Origin of the sequence: Arthrobacter sp. NQ4, assembly GCF_029077345.1 — a bacterium.
GTDB lineage: Bacteria > Actinomycetota > Actinomycetes > Actinomycetales > Micrococcaceae > Arthrobacter.
The window spans coordinates 759,032-776,750 of record NZ_JARETC010000001.1; the positions used below are offsets into that span (position 1 = coordinate 759,032).

Annotated in this window: 15 protein-coding genes; 4 read left to right on the forward strand and 11 right to left on the reverse strand. The window is 68.2% G+C overall.

What is annotated here, in order from left to right; all coding sequences use genetic code 11:
- The first annotated feature begins 5 nt into the window (after window positions 1-5).
- Window positions 6-395 carry a PLD nuclease N-terminal domain-containing protein gene (locus PUN51_RS03600; protein ID WP_224026973.1) on the forward strand — a complete coding sequence of 130 codons (390 nt, stop codon included), beginning with the start codon at window positions 6-8 and terminating at the stop codon, window positions 393-395.
- A 5-nt stretch (window positions 396-400) separates the two neighbouring features.
- Window positions 401-970: a hypothetical protein gene (locus tag PUN51_RS03605; RefSeq protein WP_275179931.1), complete on the forward strand. Its 570-nt coding sequence runs from the start codon at window positions 401-403 to the stop codon at window positions 968-970.
- A gap of 27 nt (window positions 971-997) precedes the next feature.
- On the opposite strand, the gene PUN51_RS03610 is transcribed toward PUN51_RS03605, so the two are convergent.
- From PUN51_RS03610 to PUN51_RS03655, 10 genes are all read right to left on the reverse strand, one after another.
- The gene (locus tag PUN51_RS03610; protein ID WP_275179932.1) at window positions 998-2,491 is read right to left on the reverse strand and encodes a dynamin family protein; all 1,494 of its coding nucleotides are present in this window, start codon (window positions 2,489-2,491) and stop codon (window positions 998-1,000) included.
- Entirely contained in the window at window positions 2,488-4,380 is a 1,893-nt protein-coding gene (locus PUN51_RS03615) for a dynamin family protein (protein WP_275179978.1), read from the reverse strand. The genes PUN51_RS03610 and PUN51_RS03615 overlap by 4 nt, the downstream gene beginning before the upstream one ends.
- Before the next feature lie 117 nt (window positions 4,381-4,497).
- Window positions 4,498-5,613, reverse strand: coding sequence for an IniB N-terminal domain-containing protein (locus PUN51_RS03620; protein ID WP_275179933.1), 1,116 nt, complete (start codon window positions 5,611-5,613; stop codon window positions 4,498-4,500).
- A 164-nt stretch (window positions 5,614-5,777) separates the two neighbouring features.
- On the reverse strand, window positions 5,778-7,862 hold the full coding sequence (locus PUN51_RS03625; RefSeq protein ID WP_224026977.1) for a LuxR C-terminal-related transcriptional regulator: 2,085 nt from the start codon (window positions 7,860-7,862) through the stop codon (window positions 5,778-5,780).
- A 1-nt stretch (window position 7,863) separates the two neighbouring features.
- Window positions 7,864-10,002, reverse strand: a complete 2,139-nt coding sequence (locus tag PUN51_RS03630; protein WP_275179934.1) for an Hsp70 family protein — start codon at window positions 10,000-10,002, stop codon at window positions 7,864-7,866.
- Window positions 10,003-10,176: 174 nt separating this feature from the next.
- The gene (gene ccsB, locus PUN51_RS03635; RefSeq protein ID WP_159630842.1) at window positions 10,177-11,265 is read right to left on the reverse strand and encodes a c-type cytochrome biogenesis protein CcsB; all 1,089 of its coding nucleotides are present in this window, start codon (window positions 11,263-11,265) and stop codon (window positions 10,177-10,179) included.
- The gene (gene resB / locus PUN51_RS03640) at window positions 11,265-13,043 is read right to left on the reverse strand and encodes a cytochrome c biogenesis protein ResB (protein WP_159630840.1); all 1,779 of its coding nucleotides are present in this window, start codon (window positions 13,041-13,043) and stop codon (window positions 11,265-11,267) included. The genes ccsB and resB overlap by 1 nt, the downstream gene beginning before the upstream one ends.
- A complete protein-coding gene (locus tag PUN51_RS03645; RefSeq protein ID WP_159630838.1) occupies window positions 13,043-13,798 on the reverse strand; it encodes a cytochrome c biogenesis CcdA family protein in 756 nt (251 codons plus the stop codon). Before PUN51_RS03645 ends, resB begins: the two co-directional genes overlap by 1 nt.
- A 15-nt stretch (window positions 13,799-13,813) precedes the next feature.
- Window positions 13,814-14,392, reverse strand: coding sequence for a TlpA family protein disulfide reductase (locus tag PUN51_RS03650; protein ID WP_159635196.1), 579 nt, complete (start codon window positions 14,390-14,392; stop codon window positions 13,814-13,816).
- Window positions 14,393-14,427: 35 nt separating this feature from the next.
- On the reverse strand, window positions 14,428-15,108 hold the full coding sequence (locus tag PUN51_RS03655) for a histidine phosphatase family protein (RefSeq protein WP_159630836.1): 681 nt from the start codon (window positions 15,106-15,108) through the stop codon (window positions 14,428-14,430).
- Window positions 15,109-15,322: 214 nt separating this feature from the next.
- On the opposite strand from PUN51_RS03655, the gene PUN51_RS03660 reads away from it, so the two are divergent.
- On the forward strand, window positions 15,323-15,871 hold the full coding sequence (locus PUN51_RS03660) for a YceI family protein (RefSeq protein ID WP_159630834.1): 549 nt from the start codon (window positions 15,323-15,325) through the stop codon (window positions 15,869-15,871).
- Between the two features lie 233 nt (window positions 15,872-16,104).
- Window positions 16,105-16,932, forward strand: coding sequence for a hypothetical protein (locus tag PUN51_RS03665; protein WP_275179935.1), 828 nt, complete (start codon window positions 16,105-16,107; stop codon window positions 16,930-16,932).
- A gap of 72 nt (window positions 16,933-17,004) precedes the next feature.
- Here the strand turns inward: PUN51_RS03665 and PUN51_RS03670 are convergent, their stop codons facing one another.
- Complete coding sequence (locus PUN51_RS03670) at window positions 17,005-17,709, reverse strand: redox-sensing transcriptional repressor Rex (RefSeq protein ID WP_159630830.1); 705 nt, start codon at window positions 17,707-17,709, stop codon at window positions 17,005-17,007.
- Between the last annotated feature and the right edge of the window lie 10 nt (window positions 17,710-17,719).

Genomic DNA, 17,719 nt, shown 5'->3' on the forward strand with positions numbered 1-17,719 from the left:
ATGGCATGCTCTTCCGTGTGGCTTTGGCCGTCGCAGTCCTCGTCATCTTTGTGTATGGCCTGGTGGACGTGATCCGCACTGAAGGCCGCCTGACCCGGGGCATTTCGAAACCCGCGTGGATCATCGTGCAGATCGTCCTCCCCGTCCTCGGCGCCGTCCTGTGGCTGCTGATCGGCCGGCCGCGCGGCACTGCGCAGCCGCGGCCCAGCTACCCGCACCCCACCGCCCCGGATGACGACCCGGACTTCCTGCGCAACCTGGAGGCACGCCGCCGCAACCAGGCCGAGGCCGAGCGGCTGAAGAAGCTGCGTGACGAGCTGGAGTCCAAGGCCAAGGAGGACGGCGGGAAGCACCCGCGCGGCACGGACGAACACGATACCGACGGACTGAAATAACGCCCATGGCGTCCCCGTCCGGAGGAGAAGAGCGGCGGCTGTCCGCTCCCCCACCGAGGCCCGGCCTGTCCTACTCAGCGCCACCGCCCATCCCGGTCACTCCCCCTGTGCCGCGGACTGTCCGCACCGCCCGGTCGCTGTGGCTCTTCAGCTTCGCCGCCGGGCTGGCAGTCCTGCTGGGCTCCTTCGTGGCCCGTGACTCCAACCTGCAGCGGCTTCGCGGAGTGGTGGCGGACATGGCCTCGGGAAGCGACGCCGGATCGGTGGGAACCGCAGCGAACATCGTGTTCTGGGGCAGCATCGGCGCCCTGCTCCTGGTGACCGTGCTGGAGGCCGCTGTACTGGCCGCAGTAATGGGCCGCCGGACCTGGGGCCGCTGGGCCCTGGTGCTGCTGCTGGCCGGCCATCTGCCCGTCATGGTCCTTGCGTCCGCGTTCCTGGTCCCCAGCGGCGCTGCGGGCAGTTACGTGGTGATGCTGTGGGGCGCCGAACTTCTCCTGGCCTTCGCCGGGCTGGTGCTCCTGTTCCTGCCGCCCGCGGGAGCCTGGCTGAAGCGTCAGCGTCCGCGGGGCTGAGCCGCCGTCCTTGCCTTGCCGGCCGCACTATGCCGATTGCGGCTGCCGCGTCCTGCCGGTGCAATCGGCCAGCACACCTTCGCAGCTGCGGATCACCACCCGGCAGGCCTCCACGGCGGACCGTGCAGACACGGGGCTTTCAGCGACCGCGCGCCAGCGGCCCAGCACCTGGCGGGCCTGCGCCGCCAGGACCTCCGGAGGCGAATCGGAGGGCACGCCCAGCCGCTGTGACGCCGCGGCGCCCTGGCCTCCGATGAGCCGTTCAGCTTCCGCCGCCAGTTCCGGAGCAAGTTCCACCCCTGTGGTCCGCAACGCCGCCAGCAGCCGGAGCTCGCGGAATTCGTGCGCGCCGGCCTGCAGCCGCTCGAGGGATGCCGCCAGCTGCTCCGTTCCCTGCCGCGGCCGGCTGGCCAGGAGGTCTTCCACCGCTGCCAGCGCGGTCCTGGCCTTCAGCGCCCCCGCCCTCGCCTGGAACTGGCCGTCCAGCAGCTCCAGCAGCGGGTCCAGGCCGCTGCGCCGGGCGAGTTCATGGGCCAGGGCTGTTGGCTCCCCGAATCCGTTGCGGACCAGGACCATGGCGAGCCGGATGCCGAAGAGCCCGTAGCGCTCCAGCAGTGATGTCCGGGCCTCTTCCGTCAGTCCGTCCGGTTCAGCGGAGCGGCGGAACCTGTCGGCGGAAAGCAGCATCCGTTCGCGCGCGGCGCGGTCCAGGGTGGCAAGCAGCTGGAGGGCCTCGAAGTCCGCCTGGCGCAGGGTGCGGGCGCTTTGCGCCAGGAGCCCTGCCACCGGGACAACGCCCAGGGCCAGCTTCCGTAGGTTGGGGTCCCGGCTGTACCGTTCCGCGATGGTGCCGGCGGACAGCAGGGAGTCGATGCGGCCGGCTCCCACCTCATCGGCCCGGGACAGCACCGCGATGGCGTTGACGGTGCCCGAGCGTCCCGCCCCGATGTCTCGGAAGGATTCCAGGAACCGGATATCGGACTCGTGCAGGTGCCGCATCAGGTAGATCACGGCATCAGCCTCCGACGGCGTATCCTCCGGGGTCAGGAACCGAATGGACCGTGCCGACACATCCTGGGAGAGGGAAGCGATGCCGGGGGTGTCGATCAGCGTCATGGCCTTCAGCGCCGGCGACGGCCATTCGACGTCGAGGCGCTCCACCTCCTCCGCACGCACGCCGTCCAGGACGAAGACCAGGCGCCCGTCCACGCGCTTCAACGGGAGGTTCCGGGGCAGGCCGTCCGTGGGGTGCAGGGTGATGCGGGGGGTGCGTCCGTGCCGGTACCAGGTGACAATCCGGGTGCATTCGCCGGTGTCAGTGGGCGCTATCTCCTCGCCGATGATGGCGTTCAGGAGGGTTGATTTCCCTGCTTTCACCATGCCGGCAACGGCAATCCGCAGGGGCTCGGCCAACCGCTGCGCGTAGCCTTTCAGTGCCTGGACGGCGTCCGGGTCATCCGCATAGGCCTCCAGCGCTTCGCGGATCAGTGCCGCCGCTCCGGCTGTGGTGGACGCCGTCATCCCACCCCTGCCGCGGTACGGGTTCCGGCGGCGGCAACTTCCGCTGCCACCGCTTCCGCCGCGCGGTGCAGCGCGTCCACCCGCTTGAGCTCGGCCCTGATGTCCCGGATGCGGCCTTCCTTCTCCTGGGCATACGAGTTGGCTGCCTTTTGGGCTGCTGCCACCGAGTCCGACAGCGACCGGTGGTATTCATCGGCGATCTCGGTGAAGTGGTCCCTGATGGTCCGCTGGACCAGGCGCAGCCTGTCCTTCAGCTGCTTGCCCACCTGGAAGGTGACATCGTCCAGTTGGCGCCTGACCAGCGCCTTCGCTTCGCCTTGGCGGCGCTTCAGCCGCGTTTCCTTGTCCTCCCGGTAGGCCTTGCGTCCCAGCAGCAGCCCGGCACCCACGGACAGCGGATTGATCAGGGCCATCCCGAAAATCCCGGTCAGGAGGCCAAACATCAGGACGCCGCCATAGGATCCCCGCATGCCGATGAGGACTTTCTGGATCGGGTTCACGCGGCCGGGATCCAGCCCGGGCATCTGGTCCACCGGGTCCAGGGCGTCCCCGGAGTCGGACACGTGCAGGACGGGCAGTGACACCTCGTCTGCGGCGAAGTGCTCAGCCACCTGCGCGGCCAGCCATTGCGACCGCTCGCTGGTCCAGACAAAGGTGTCCGAGACCGCCGCGGCAACGCACTCTTCGAGCCACGCGGAAAACTGCGTCCAGACAGGACCGGGATCGCCCTGGTCGATGGCATTCTCGGCTTCCCGTTGGATCCTGCGCAGGCGGTCGCGGAGGTCGTATTCCATGTCGGCGATGAGATCGTTGATGCCGTCACTGAGCGTCAGCTGCCAGCGCGCGGACCGCTTCCGCAGCTCGTCCGCCTCCGTTTTGGCCTGCTCCAGGGCTGCGAGCATCTGCGGCGTGCCGTCGGGGTTCTCCAATGCGTCCAGTTCGGACTGCAGGGACAGGCGGAGGTTTTCGGTGACGGAGAGCAGGTCCTGGCTGACGGAGCGCCGCTGGAGGCGCTGCGCCTTGCCCACGATGTCGTTGCGCAGGTGGGACACCAGGGCTGGGAAGCCTGATTCGGCGTTGAGCTCGGCGTCCTGGAGGCGTGAGGCCTCGAGGCGGAGGTCTGCGGACAACGGGAACAAGGGGATGTCCGGTGCCACCTGGTCCAGGTGGTTCCTGTCCAGCTCTTCAACCCGGCGCCAGTCCGGGTACAGGTCCGTTTTGGAGAGGACGGCGGCAACGCTGGGGGTGATCCGCATGGCCTGGCGCAGGAACCGCAGTTCCGGTTCCGTGTATTCCTGGGAGGCGTCCGAGACCAGCAGCATGGCATCCGCGGTGGGAAGGGCGGTGAGGGTGGTCAGCGTGTGGGTGGAGCCCATGCCGCCCACGCCCGGGGAGTCGATGATGGTCAGTCCCCCGGTAAGGACGCGGCGGGGCAGGCAAACTTCCGCGGCCGCGAGCTTCCGGCTGTTTCCCGGGTTGCCCTGCTCGGAGACGAGTGCCGGCAGCTCTGACAGCTCAATGGGCCGGCGCTCGATGCTGCCGTCCCCGCCGTCGCCCGCAGGGTTGGCCGCAGGGTTGGCCGCCTGGTTGCCGGCCTGGTTGTCCGCCGTGGGGACCAGGACGGCGGCCGAGGCCGGCTCGCCGTAGCGGACGATGGTGGGCAGCGAGGTGGCAATATCGTCATCCACCGGGCACACCGGGGCGTTCACCAGGGCGTTGATGAGCTTGCTCTTTCCCTGCTTGAACTCCCCCACCACAATGACCCTGATGCTGGGGTCCTGCAGCCGGACCATGGCCTGGCCGAGCCTCCTGCGCAGGTCCTCGCGGTCCCCGGCACCCACCAGCTGCAGGCCCTGCTCCACGAGCTTGGCCAGCTGTCCGGCCGTCATGGGCGCCGCCGGCCGTGCCGGTTCTGCATCTGCCACAGCCTCTCCCCCCTGCCCCAGCGCCAAAAGATCTGTTCCCGTGAGGCGGATCTGGGCGGTTCGCCCCACGGGAATAGCGTGTTACAGCACGGTGGAGTCGTCAACCACCGAATCGTCGATGGTGGCGTGGTTGTCCAGGTCAACATCCGTGTGCGTGGAGTTGTCCTCCGTGAAATCGAGCTGGTTGTCCGCCACCACCAGGTTGTCTTCAACGATGCTGGTGGCGGGGTCGTCCTGGAACGAGTCGTCCACGTGGAGCTCCACCGCGGTAGTGGTGGAGCTGTCCTGGTTGAAGGAATCCTCAACCAGGGTGGAGGTGTCCTGGTTGTAGGAGTCGTCCACCGCCACGGAGTTGTGGGTGGAGTTGTCGGAATTGTCGTTGAACGAGTCCCGGACGTCCACGTCCACGTCGGTGCTGGTGGAATGGTCCGAGTAATCCGTGTGGCGGGAATTGTCGGAGTTGTCGTTGAAGGAATCGTCCACGTCCAGGCCGAGATCGGTGTTGAAGGAGTCGGAGATGTCCGTCTGCTCGTTGCCGATGCTGACGTCACTGCCGGCATGGATGGAGTTGTCCGTGGAGTTATCGGTCGAGTGGTCGGTGTTGTAGGAGTCCCTGACGTTGTAGGAGTCCCGCACGTTGTTGGAGTCCCGCACGGCGGCGTCATCACCGGCGGCCACGGCCTGGTCGCCGGAGGCCACCACGGCATCGTTGTCGAACCACTGCTCCACGTCACCGTGCGCCCAGATGTTTTGGTTGACGGACTGGTCGGTAATGGTGACGCGGTCATCCAGCATGGTGGTGTTGGTGGTGTAGGAGAAGTGGTTCACCACGTGGTGGAGCTGCTGGACCGCGTGGGCGTGGTCGTCCTGGTCGTAGCCGGCGCCCCCCTGCCCCGCAGCCCCTCCGCCGTGGAGGGCGGAGGTGCCTGCGCCGTGGCCGCCCAGCGTCCCCGTCTGCCCGGCCCACACACCGTTGCCGCCGGTGGTGTGCTCCCGGGCGAAGGAGGTGGCATTGACGGTGATGGGAGCGTAGTCGAGGACCACCGGCATGGCGGCGTCAACGTCAGCCGAGCACACGTTGGCCAGGCCGTGTTCCTGCAGTGCCCTCTCCGGGTCATCCAGGAACTCCTGGATCGCCTCCCGGTCGCCGAAGAGCTGCATCAGGAACTGAACAAGGTCATTTGCGAGTGTTGGCATATGCGTGGTCCTCACATCTTCGTGGAGTTGTGGATCATCCGGTGTACGTATCCGGTTGCTTCAAACCTAGATTCGCCGCCGGGGACGGTGCATCGGGCGCTTTCCCCCTACCCCCGGGCGCTGTTCCGGGGCACTGGCACCCCCGTGTCTAGGGGGGTTAGGGGTTATTCCTGCTGCGGATTCAGCGGCTGGGAATGTTCCACGCCAAGGGCCAGGCGCAGACGGGCCAGCAGGTCGGAACGGTTTTCCGCTCCCAGCCGGCGCCGGATCCTGGCAATGTGGTGCTCCGCGGTCCTGGGCGATATGTAGATTGCCTCGCCGATCTCCCGGTAGGTCTTGCCCTCAAGCACCAGCCTGGCCACTTCCTTTTCGCGCTCGCTCAAACCGGAGGCGTCGGGCTGCCCCGCTTTGCCGGCGTCGGTACCGGTTCCTGCCTGCACCTCCGCCGCCCCTGATGCTCCGGCAGCAGGGCTGCCTTGGGGGTGAAGGTCCCGGGCACAGGAGAGCAGGCGCATCATGTCCCGACGCTCGTCGGCCCGGGCGGCAGCGTGCCCGGCCAGCCGTGCACCCTCCCAGGGCATCCCCACCGCACCGAGCAGCCGGGCAGCACCCTCCACATCGGCGGTCCGGAACCGGCCGGCGAGCACCGAGACCCAGGCTTTGCCGGCCGTGGCGAGCACCGCGGCAAGCTGACTGTGGGCAGAGGCCCGCGCCAGTGCCGTTGCGTGGGGAGCAAGATCGGCGGGGCTTTCATTCAGCAGCGCAGCCTGGACGGCGGACCAGTGCAGGGGAACGGACCACAGGGCAGGACCACCCAGGCGGCCCAGCAGTTTCCAGGCGTCCTCCAGGTACTGCGCCACCCGGCGTGTCTCGCGCAGCCGGGCCGCGGCGATCAGCAGTTCGCCCCACGGCAACAGGTTGTAGAGGTCCACCGAGGTGTGGAGCATGGCTTCGCGTGCCCGTTCCCATGCCCTGAGCAGCTCCGGCACGTCGCCGTTCCGGCGCGCAAGCCCCACCTCCAGGGCGGCGCACATGAACTCGTCGCGCGGGACCAGCGGCCAATGATTGGCTTTGGCCGCTTCCGTGGCTGCCAGGCGGGCGTCCTCGAGTTTGTCCTGCATCATCGCCGCCCAGGCCTGGAGCAGCAGGAGCCTTGGCTGGGCGGCGTTGCCGCCCTGTCCGGCTGCGGCTGCCGCCTTGCAGACCGTCTCCGCCAGGTGCGGCTCACCGCTCTGCAGGGCCAGCAGGGCTGCCAGGGCCGCCGGTGTTTCCGGCAGCGGAAGGGCCGTGCCCGCCGAGTTCAGCATGTCCGAGGCATGGATCAGGATGGAGATGCCCTGTTGCGGCTTGTCCCCCAGGGAGGCCAGGATTCCCTGTCCGGTCTGGACCAGGGCGGCCGCAAGCAGCGTCGGCGAGGCCGCCGGAGCATCGGGCCGGAAGAAGGCCTCCGCAGCCGCCCGGTCACCGGCGCCGATCATGGCGACGGCGGCAAGCGGTGCGGAGGGGCCCACCCGTCCGGGACCAAGCCAGCTGTATACGTCGGCTCCGCGGGCCAGCATTCCCCGCTGCGCCCAGACGGAGGCAGCGACATCGGCTCCGCGGCGCACGTCCGGCGGGTCCGGGCTGACCAGGAGCGCGTCGATGATGCGGGCCGCGGCGTCGAGTTCCCCGTCGCCGGCTGCGGCCTGGGCGCGCCTGGCTGCGGTGGCCAGCGGGTCGGCGCCGGCCAGGAGTGCTTCCTCGTAGAGTTGGGACGCCAGCCTGGGGTCATTCTCCAGCACGGCGTTCCCAGCCTGCTCCAGTTCCGCGGCCACCCGTGGATCGGCAAGGCCTCCCCTGGCCAGCTCGCGGGCGAGGTTCCCCAGCGGCTGTCCTGCGGATGTGAAGACGGTTACGAGCTCCCGCTGGAGCGCGTGCACCTTGGCCGTGGGGGTGGCGGTCAGAAGGGCGTGTTGGGCCGTCCCCACCACCGTGCCGTCCGGCCGCAGCAGGCCTGCGGCTTCGGCGCGGTCCACCAGGGCATCAAGGTCCTCCACCGTTCCGCTGATGAACTTGTGCTGGAGGTCCGCCGGAAGCGGTCCCGGCAGGGCGAAGCCCACCGAAAGTGCCAGCAGCAGCTCCCGGACGGCAGCGTTTGCGCCCTTCAACTGCTTGGCCATCAGCTCCGCGGCGTGAGGCGGATGGCCCTGGTGGTCAGGTGCGGTGAGCAGGGGTACGGGCCGTTCCGCCCGCTGGATGTGTCCGTCCATGTCAGGCCCCCGGAGAAGTGGTCGTGGCCGTTGCGACGGCAGTGTCCGTCGGAGTCACGGTGGACTCCTCCGGCGTGGGTGAAGGTGCAACGGTCGGGGTGGGCGTTAGGTCGGCCGTGGGGGACACGAGCGGGTCACCTGTGGGGGCCGGAGCCGCCATGGTGGTGGGCAGGATGGTGGGGGTCGCTCCCCCGGTGGTGGGGGAAGACGTCCCCGGGTCGGCGGGAGCGGTTCCGGAGCCAAGCGTGGGGTCGACGGTCGTGCCGGGCGAGGATGTGCCCGGCGGCGGCGTCGTCGGTGTTGGCGTGGCAGTGGACGTGGGCGGGGCGGTTGTTGGGGCCGGGGTGGCAGTGGGGGCAGGCGCGGTAGGGACGGGTTGCGTGGTGGCCGTTGGCGTTGCGGGGCCTATGGTGGCTGAATCGGGAACGATGACTGTCCCCGGAGTGCTGCCCCCGGCTGCTGACGGCGGATTCGCTGCAGGGGCTGCGCCGGCGGCCGCAGGCCCACCCGCCGTGGCGCCGCCGGCCGCGGCCTGGCTGCTGGTGGGTGAGGCGGACACGTCGAGCCCGGGCTGCTGCACGATTGGCTTTTTGGCGCTGGCCTCCACGCCCGCGAGCGGCTGGGGGGCGCCAACGGCTGCTGCTCCTCCTCCCCCTCCACCTGGTGCTTCCGCCCCGCCGGTGCCTGCGGATCCGCCGTCGGTGCTCGCTCCGGCCTGCGGTACGAACATGGCGGTGAGGCTTCCGAAGCCGTCGGGGCTCTGCGCCGCAGTGGCGGTGAGGACCGTCAGGAGGGCTGCGGCAGCGGCAACAGCCGTGACCCGGACCGTGGGTTTCGGGGCGTGTGCCCCTCTTTCCCCCCGCCGCGCAGTCCGGACGGCGCCGTGCCCCGCGCCGGCTTCAGCCGTCGTCGCATATTTGCGTGACCAGCTGGGCAGCCCGGGTCCGGAGGGTGCCGGTGGCACTGCGGAAGGCACGACGGCGGGCGGCGCCTGAGCGGCGGACGTTTCAATTCCTGCCGCGTCAGTTTGGGGCGCTGCCGTTTCTGCGCGGGCTGCGGCGTGCGCGAGAAGCGCGGCCACGGCCGCGCCGAGGCAAATGGAGGACTTGGGATCCGCGTCAACGGCGATGGGCCGGTCCAGTTCCTCCGACACCACCTGGGCTACCAGGGGGATCCGGGACGAGCCGCCAATCAGCAGCACCGCGGACAGGTCTGCCGGTTCCAGGTGCAGCTGGGTCAGGGAGCGCTCCAGCGCGTCCACCGTTTCCCGTACGGGCTCTTCAATCAGGGCCTCGAACTCGGAACGGACCAGGCGGATTTGCTGCTGGACGCCGGGCAGGAGCACGGGAATGCTTGCCTCGCTGTCGGAGGACAGGGCTTCCTTGGCCTCCACGCATTCGCGCCGGAGGCGGGCCAATGCCCCGAGGACCGCGGGGTCGGCGGGGTCGAGGTGTGCCAGGGCGGTGCCGGTGTGCCCGGCAACATAGCTGAACACCGCGGCGTCGAAGTCGGCCCCGCCCAGGCCTTCGATGCCCTCCGGACGGCCCAGCAGTTCGAAGCGGCTGCTGCCGGACTTCCGCAGGACCGCGGTATCGAAGGTGCCGCCGCCGAGGTCGTACACCGCGATGGTGCTGCCCTCCTCCACCCGCACCTGCGAGGCGTAGTGCAGCGCCGCGGCCTCGGGTTCGGGAAGGAGGGTGACGTTTTCCAGGCCGTGGGCGGCAAGGGCGGCGCGGATGGCGGACAGGCGGTGGATGCCCCAGGCAGCGGGGTGGGTGAGGTAGACGGCCGACGGCGGGCCCCCCTCGCGTTCGGCCGCGCGGTCTGCCACCCAGCGGGCCATGGTGGCGAAGACGTCCTCCGGCTGCAGCGCCAGGGTGCCAAGGATGATGGGAACGTCGTCGCCGATGCGGCGTTTGAATTCCCGCACCACGCGTTCCGGCGAGTCCAGACCGCGGCGTTCCGCGACCTCGCCCACCAGGACAGTGCCTTCCTCCGGGAAGTACACCACGGAGGGAACCGACGCTCCACGCGCGCCCAAAGGCAGGCACTCAGGCACAGCGGAGGGACCTTGGTGAAAACGAACAACGGCGGCTGCCGTGAAACTGGTCCCGACGTCTACGGCGAGAGCGTAGCTCATGGTTACCTCGGAAGGCTGGCGGTCCACATGCAAGCTTCATCACAGTGAACGTCACCAACGTAGCATTTCCGACGGACCCTCGGACAGCCCTGTTGCTACATCGAATGGTTATTTAGCGCCCAGTTGCCGCGATGCGGGTGGATTCCCCGCCCAAGGCCCGGAAAGGGCCCGTTTCTAGAGGCCGGAGTAGGAGTGGAGCCCGTTGAAGAACTGGTTCACGATGGTGAAGTTGAAGATCACGCACAGGTAGCCCACGATCGACAGCCACGCGGCGCGTGTCCCGGTCCAGCCGCGGGTGGCGCGGGCGTGCAGGTAGCCTGCGTAGACAACCCAGATCACGAACGTCCAGACCTCTTTGGTGTCCCAGCCCCAGAACCGGCCCCACGCCTTTTCCGCCCAGATGGCACCGAACATGAGGGTGAAGGTCCAGCCGATGAAGGCGATGGCGTTGATCCGGTAGGAGAGGTTTTCCAGGCTCAGCGCGGAGGGCACCAGGCGCATGAAACCGAGCTTGTCGGCGCCGCCGGCTGCAACGGTCTTCTGCCGGTGGGACTGCACCAGCTGCAGCGCGGACATCGCGAACGTCAGGGTGAACAGTGCCGAGGAAAGCACGGCAATGGACACGTGGATGACCAGCCAGTAGCTCTGGAGGGCGGGGACCAGGTGGCCCACGGGGGTCCAGAAGGCCACCGAGGCAGCCACCAGCATGATGATCACCAGGCCCACCACGAAGGTGCCCAGGAAGCGCAGGTCGCGCCGGATCAGCGAAAGCAGGAAGACGGCCGCCACCAGGAACGCGCCGGTGGTGAGGAACTCGTACATGTTGCCCCACGGCACCCGCCCCGCGCCCAGGGCCCTGGTGACCACGCCGGCGCCGTGGATGAGGACGGCGAGGGTGGTCAGGGCCACGGCGACCCGCGCCGGAACCCGGCGCTCCGTGGCGTACTTCATGTCGCCGTCGGCCGTTACGACACCGCCGGCCCCCGCACCGCCGGCCTTGGCAGCGGACGACGACGGACGCTCGGCCCGGTCGGCGGGCCCGTCCAGGCGCGCCCCGGCAGAGCCGGCGCCAACACCGGCGGCCACGGGAACCTTGGTGGCAGCCCCGGCCTGGGCGGCCTTCAGGTCAACTGCGCGCAGGGCCTTGCTGCTCTTGGCCAGGTCCCAGGCGAAGGCAATGAAGGCCACTGTGTAGGTGCCCGCCGCCAGCAGCATGAAGAGTTCGCTGTACTGGCCCATGGTTTCGTTGATTCCAAATGGCATTACTGGTCCTTTTCGGGCCCGGTGGGGCCTGCTGGGGTGGTGACGGAGCCTTCGGCCTTTTCGGCGGAGCCTGCGACATTATCGCCTGTCCGGCTGGGAGTTTGCTGGGACGGGGCAGTATTTTCGGGGGCAGCAGCGTCAGGCGCGGCCTCGTCGGCCAGCTGCCACTCGGTGGCGAACAGTTTCCGCAGCGCGGCCGCCTCGCCCGCCAGCCGGTGGTCCTCGCCGCGGGCCAGCAGCCCGTATTCCACCATGGTGCGGCCGTCGTCAGCGGTGCCGGTGCGCACCCAGACGCGGCGGCGGTTGACGTAGAGCGAAAGGATCAGGCCGGCCACAGCCAGCAAGGCGAAGATCAGGGCGTACAGCTGCCCGGGGTTGTGGTGGATGTCCACGCCGATGTACCGCTTCACGCCGTCAAAGCTGATGCTGCCCTTGCCGTCCGGGAGGGTGTAGGTGGAGCCGGGCGCCAGCGTGATGCCGCCCGCGGCCAGGTTCCTGGCGTTGAGCGGGGTCAGGTTCTTGACGTCCAGTTCGAAGACGTTCTGCGGAGCACCCTTGTTCAGGCCCAGGTCGCCGTAGTAGGAGTTCAGGGTCAGCTGCGGGTTGAAGAGCTCAGGGTCGGCGCTGAAGGAGACGTTCTTGTCCGTCACGAACGCGGTGGGGAGGAAGAAGCCCACGAAGCCCAGCTGGTCCGGCTGGGCGTCGGGGACCTTGATCACCACGGAGGAGTAGTAGTTCTCGCCCTGCAGCTTGGCCACCACCGGGCCCTGCATGGCCACGTTGCCCGCCCCGTCCCGGATGGTCACCACCGGCGCGTAGCCGTTGCCCGTGAGGTAGATGCTGGTGCCGCCCAGGCTCACGGGGTCGTTGACCTTCAGGATCTCCTGCTTGGGCGGAGCGTCCGGGTTTTCCTTGGTGGTCACGGTGGCGGCGAAATCGATGGGCTGGCCGAACTTGCCCCGGGACTCGCGGTCGAAGGTGATGTTGAACTTGTCCAGCTGGAGCGAGTACGGCTGGAGCTGGCTGGACTGGAAGTTGGTGCCCGGGTTGAACTGGTCATAGCCCACCAGGGTGTTCACGAAGGTGTCGCCTTCCACCAGGATGCGCTGGCCGCTGTATCCGAACAGGCCGCCGGCGGCCACGGACACCAGCACGCCGATGAGCGAGGTGTGGAAGACCAGGTTGCCCACTTCCTTCATGAAGCCGCGTTCGGCACCCAGGGACGGAAGGGCGCCGTCGGCATCCCTGACCTCCACCCGGTAGCCGCGCTTGCGCAGCAGGCCGGCCGCACCGTTGATGGCGTCCGACGCCGGGACGGCGGCACTGGCGGGGATCACCAGGGTGCCGTATTCCGGCAGCCTGGAGAGTCGCTGGGGGGTCCGCGGCGGCTGTGAGCGCATGGCCTTGTAGTGGGCGATGGCCCGCGGCACCACGCAGCCGATCAGGGAGATGAACAGCAGGAGGTAGATCGCGGAGAACCACGCCGAGGAGTAGACATCGTAGAGCTGCAGGGAATCGAGCAGCTTGCCGTAGTCCGGGTGGTCCTTGATGTATTGGGTCACCACGGCCGGGTTTGCCGGCCGCTGCGGGAACAGTGATCCGGGGACGGCGGCGACTGCGAGGAGCAGCAGCAGGAACAGCGCGGTGCGCATGCTGGTCAGCTGGGTCCAGGCCCACCGGAGCATGCCCTTGGGTCCCAGGGCCGGGAGGGCAGCCTGGGCCTTCGCCTCTGCGACAGGGGCGGATTGCTTCTTCTTTACGTTCACACGCTCGCTCATCAGATCGGCAACTTCACGTCGGTTTGGAACCAGTACTGCAGCCCGGTCACCCAGGCACCCCACACGCCGGTGGCCATCAGCAGCCCGAGGACCACCAGGATCCCGCCGCCGGTCCGCTGGATGGCCAGGCGGTGCTTGCGGAAGAACGCCATGACGCCCATCCCCCGGCGCAGGGCCAGCGCGATCAGCAGGAACGGGATGCCCAGTCCCAGGCTGTACACAAAGGCAAGGAAGGCGCCCTTGGCGGCGGAGGATCCGCCGGAAAGACTCAACAGCTGCACGGCGGAGTACGTGGGGCCGATGCACGGGGCCCAGCCCAGGCCGAAGGTCAGGCCCAGCAGGGGCGCTCCCCAGAGCCCGGCGGGCGGCTTGGCGTGGATCTTCGCGTCGCGCTGCAGCCAGCTGAAGCCGCCCATGAAGACGATGCCCATGATGATGACCAGGATCCCCAGGAGCTGGGTGATCCAGGCGTTCTGGCTGCCCGTGATCAGGGTACCCAGCTGGCCGAACGCGCCGCCCAGCAGGACGAAGATCACCGAGAAGCCCAGGACGAACAGTCCGATGCCTGCCAGCATCCGGCCGCGTTTCTGCTTTTGCAGGTCCACTCCGCTCAGTCCGGTGACATATCCCAGGTAACCGGGCACCAGGGGAAGGACACAGGGGGAAAGGAAAGACACAAGTCCGGCGAGCAGGGCCACCGGAATGGCCAGCAGGAGGGAGCCACTGAGGATAGCTTCGGCGAAGGGGCTGTTCACGGTCCCGGCCTGTCCCTATTCCGCCACGGCGGCGGTGATGAGGGCTTTCAGGGTGCCCTTCTCGATTTCGCCGAGGACGCGGGAGGCCACCCGTCCCTGCTTGTCCAGCACCAGGGTGGTGGGCACGGCCCCGGGCGGCACCAGGCCGGACACGGACAGCAGGACGCCGCCGTCCTTGTCGTCGAAGCTGGGGTAGGTCAGGTTGAAGGTCTTTTCGAAAGCCTCTGCCGTGGGCTTCTCGTCCCGGAGGTTGACGCCGAAGAACTGCACGCCCTGGTCCTTGAACTCCTGGTGCAGTTCCTCAAGGAGCGGCGCTTCCACGCGGCAGGGGGCGCAGGCGGCAAACCAGAAGTTCAGGACGCTGACCTTGCCCTGGAAGTCGGCCGGGGTGACCGCGGCGCCACTGAAGAGCGCGCCCTGGATCTGCACGGCTTCCTTGCGGTCCCCGGCGGCGAACTCGGTCACGGAACCGTCGCCGGCAACGTAATTCTTGTTGTCTCCCGCCTTGGCCTGCTTGGCCAGCGCATCCTCCTGGGCACAGCCGGAGAGGCCAAGGGTCAGCGCGGTCAGGGCCATGCCGCCTGCTGCAAGCATGCTGCGGCGCGAGGGAAGGTTGTTGTTGCTCACTGCTAGGCTCCAGGGGTGCTGGCGGCACCGGGAAGAAGGGACGCCGCGGGTTCGCTGTACTCGACCCGCACCAGCGAGCCGTCGTCGTCGAACACCAGGGACGTGACGGATGTCAGGGTGCACTCGCGCTTGCGCGGGTCATGCCACAGCGGCCGGCCCTCCGCGCTCAGCCGTGCCGCCCAGATGGGCAGCTGGTGGCTGACCAGGATGGCCTCGGGGCCGGCGGCGCCGAAGTCGCCGGCTGCCAGTTCGATGGCCTTCAGCCGGGCGTCCTGGACGGCAGCCGCCACCCTCGCGGCCTGCTGCTTGTACGGCTCGCCCCATGACGGGCGCAGCGGGTTGACCAGGCGCGGCCAGTGCCTCGGCCGGCGGAGTTCGGCTTTGGTGACCTTCATGCCCTCGAAGTAGTTTTCCGCTTCGATGATGCGCCCGTCGGTGTGGATCTGCAGGTGCAGCGCCTCCGACGTCGGCCGCGCGGTTTCCTGCGCACGGTCCAGCGGCGAGGCGGCCAGGTAGGTGATCCGGGCGCCGCCCGCGGCACGCTCGCGGAAGTGTTCGGCAAGCATCCGGGCCATCTCCTGCCCCAGTTCGGAGAGGTGGAATTCCGGGAGCCGTCCGTAGAGAACGCCGTCGGGATTGTGGACCTCGCCGTGGCGGAGCAGATGGACAGTGGCTTGGGGCATGTTTACCAGTTTCTCAAAGATGGCGTGCGATCCGAAATCTTCCGCACGTGCTTTCTACAAAGAGTAGAACTCAAGTTTCTGAAGAAATGTTCCGAAACCGGGAACAAAAGATGCAAACGCATGTTTATACTGGATGCAGCAAGTTAGTTGAGACTTCAACCGATGAAGGTTCAACCGCACGACCCCAGCAGCATTCACACCAAGGAGCAACATCATGGCACTTCCCGCAGACGTCACCACCGGCACCTGGACCCTGGACAACTCCCACAGCGAGATCGGCTTCACCGTCCGCCACGCGGGCATCAGCAAGGTCCGCGGCCAGTTCAAGGAAGCCGAGGCCACCCTGGACCTCGCCGAGAACGTGGCCGACTCCAAGGTCAACGCCACCATCAAGACCGCCAGCTTCGACTCCGGCGACGTCAACCGCGACGGCCACGTCCGCGGCGAAGACTTCTTCGACGTCGAGAAGTTCCCGGAAATCTCCTTCGTTTCCAACTCGATCGTCCCCAAGGGCGATGCCTACGAACTCCAGGGCGACCTCACCATCAAGGGCGTCACCCGTCCCGTGGCCCTCGAGACCGAGCTCCACGGTGTGGCCGTCGATCCGTTCGGCAACACCCGCGCCGGCCTCACCGCCGAAACCACCATCAGCCGCAAGGACTTCGGCCTGACCTGGAACGCCGTCCTCGAGGCCGGCGGCGTGCTGGTCAGCGACAAGGTTGCCATCAACCTGGAACTGGCCTTCATCGCCCCCGCAGCATAAGTTTCCCCGTTCACGGCACCCCGGTACCAGGCCATCCCGGCCCGGTACCGGGGTGCCGTGTTTAACCAAGGGCCTTTCCCCCGGGTTCACCTGCCGGCCGCGGGCGTGGATCCCGCCTGAATCACCCACAACGCCACCCGCCGGGGGTACGGTGGACTTAAGCCACGCTGGGGGGAAGGCTGAGGACCGATTCCCGGCAGCCTACCTGGATCCCGACCTGCAGAAGGAACGCCATGAGTACTCCTCCCGTCCCGCCTCCCGCGCCCCAAGACCCCCACTCCGGCAATGGCCAGCCAGGGAACGGCCAGTCCGGCAGCCAGCAGCCCGGACCACAGCAGCCCCGCTACGGCCAGAACGCGCCGCAGTATGGCCAGAACGCTCCCCAGTACGGGCAGAACCAGCCCCAGTACGGTTCCCAACCGCCCGCAGCGCCGCAGTACGGGCAAAACGCGCCGCAGTACGGTTCCCCGTACGGGCAGAACGCTCCGCAGGCCCCGGGCTACGGCCAGAATGCACCCCAGTACGGGCAGTCGCCGTGTGGCCAGTCCCCTTACGGCCAGTACCCCTCGGAGCAGCCGCAGCCGGCCGGCAGCAACGGCGTCCCCCAGCTGGTGAACATCGCGTTCTGGCTGCTGATCGCGGCCACCGCGATCTATGTCATCTCCATCCTCGTCAACCTCACCCAGCTGGATGCCCCGCAGTTCCGGCAGGAATTTGAACAGCAGGTCCGGGCCAGCGGGGCGGACATCACCTACGACGACATCAAGCCCTTCATCGCCGGTTCCCTGGTGGTCTTCGGCATCATCGGCGCCGCCCTCTACCTGCTGGTGGCCTTCTTCATCCGCAAGGGCAAGAACTGGGCACGCATCCTGGGAACCGTCTTTGCTGCACTGTCGGTCTTCGGCCTGTTCGGAATCCCCTCCTTTGCAACGATCGGGACCGTCCTGGGGATCGCCGCCATCGTCCTGCTCTACCTCCCTGCCGCTGCCCCCTACTTCCGGAAGCAGCAGCCCTTCGCCAACCCGTATTCCGGTGGCTTCGGCAACCCTTACGGGCGCTGACCACCAACCACAGAACGCAGCGGCGGCCCGGGATGTCCAGCATCCCGGGCCGCCGCCTTTAAACCGTGGCCGCTACGCTGTCTGCCCCGGCGCCTGCGCCCGCTGGGCGTGGTAGGCCAGGATCTGCAGCTCCGTGGCCATGTCCACCTTGCGGAGGTTGACCCCTTCCGGAACCTGGAGCATCACCGGTGCGAAGCTGAGCACGCTGTGCACGCCCGCCGCCACTACCCGGTCGCAGATGCCCTGTGCCACCGCCGCAGGAAGCGCCAGCACCACCATGTTGGCCCCGGTGCGGTGGAGGACGGTCTCAAGGTCCGCCACGTCGCTGACCCGCAGCCATCCCACCTCGTTGCCCACCACCATCTGGTCCGCGTCGAAGATGGCCACCACATCGAAGCCACGCGATTCAAAGCCGCCGTAGCGTGCCAGCGCCTTGCCCAGGTTTCCGGCTCCGACGATGGCCACTTTCCAGTCATGCGTGAGCCCCAGGGCCGCGGCAATGTGGCGGCTGAGGTACTGGACCTCGTACCCCACTCCCCTGGTGCCGTAGGACCCCACGTGGGACAGGTCCTTGCGCAGCGTTGAGGAACTGACGCCGGAGGCTTCCGCCAAAGAGTCAGAGGAGACGCGCTCAACACCCTCGGCCAGCAGCGTGTTCAGGGCCCGGAGGTACAGGGTCAACCGGGCCACGGCAGCAGGGGGAATTTGTTTTGCCGGTGCACCCGCGGCATCCGGGATGCCCGGGACGGGCTGGGACGTTGAATCCAGGGACGTCACTCGCATCCCC

Bases quoted from the DNA above. Each gene is read 5' to 3' on its own strand.
- PUN51_RS03600 (WP_224026973.1), top strand. From the start codon at position 6: ATGCTCTTCCGTGTGGCTTTGGCCGTCGCAGTCCTCGTCATCTTTGTG.
- PUN51_RS03605 (WP_275179931.1), top strand. From the start codon at position 401: ATGGCGTCCCCGTCCGGAGGAGAAGAGCGGCGGCTGTCCGCTCCCCCA.
- PUN51_RS03610 (WP_275179932.1), bottom strand. From the start codon at position 2,491: ATGACGGCGTCCACCACAGCCGGAGCGGCGGCACTGATCCGCGAAGCG.
- PUN51_RS03615 (WP_275179978.1), bottom strand. From the start codon at position 4,380: ATGACGGCCGGACAGCTGGCCAAGCTCGTGGAGCAGGGCCTGCAGCTG.
- PUN51_RS03620 (WP_275179933.1), bottom strand. From the start codon at position 5,613: ATGCCAACACTCGCAAATGACCTTGTTCAGTTCCTGATGCAGCTCTTC.
- PUN51_RS03625 (WP_224026977.1), bottom strand. From the start codon at position 7,862: ATGGACGGACACATCCAGCGGGCGGAACGGCCCGTACCCCTGCTCACC.
- PUN51_RS03630 (WP_275179934.1), bottom strand. From the start codon at position 10,002: ATGAGCTACGCTCTCGCCGTAGACGTCGGGACCAGTTTCACGGCAGCC.
- ccsB (WP_159630842.1), bottom strand. From the start codon at position 11,265: ATGCCATTTGGAATCAACGAAACCATGGGCCAGTACAGCGAACTCTTC.
- resB (WP_159630840.1), bottom strand. From the start codon at position 13,043: ATGAGCGAGCGTGTGAACGTAAAGAAGAAGCAATCCGCCCCTGTCGCA.
- PUN51_RS03650 (WP_159635196.1), bottom strand. From the start codon at position 14,392: ATGCTTGCAGCAGGCGGCATGGCCCTGACCGCGCTGACCCTTGGCCTC.
- PUN51_RS03655 (WP_159630836.1), bottom strand. From the start codon at position 15,108: ATGCCCCAAGCCACTGTCCATCTGCTCCGCCACGGCGAGGTCCACAAT.
- PUN51_RS03660 (WP_159630834.1), top strand. From the start codon at position 15,323: ATGGCACTTCCCGCAGACGTCACCACCGGCACCTGGACCCTGGACAAC.
- PUN51_RS03665 (WP_275179935.1), top strand. From the start codon at position 16,105: ATGAGTACTCCTCCCGTCCCGCCTCCCGCGCCCCAAGACCCCCACTCC.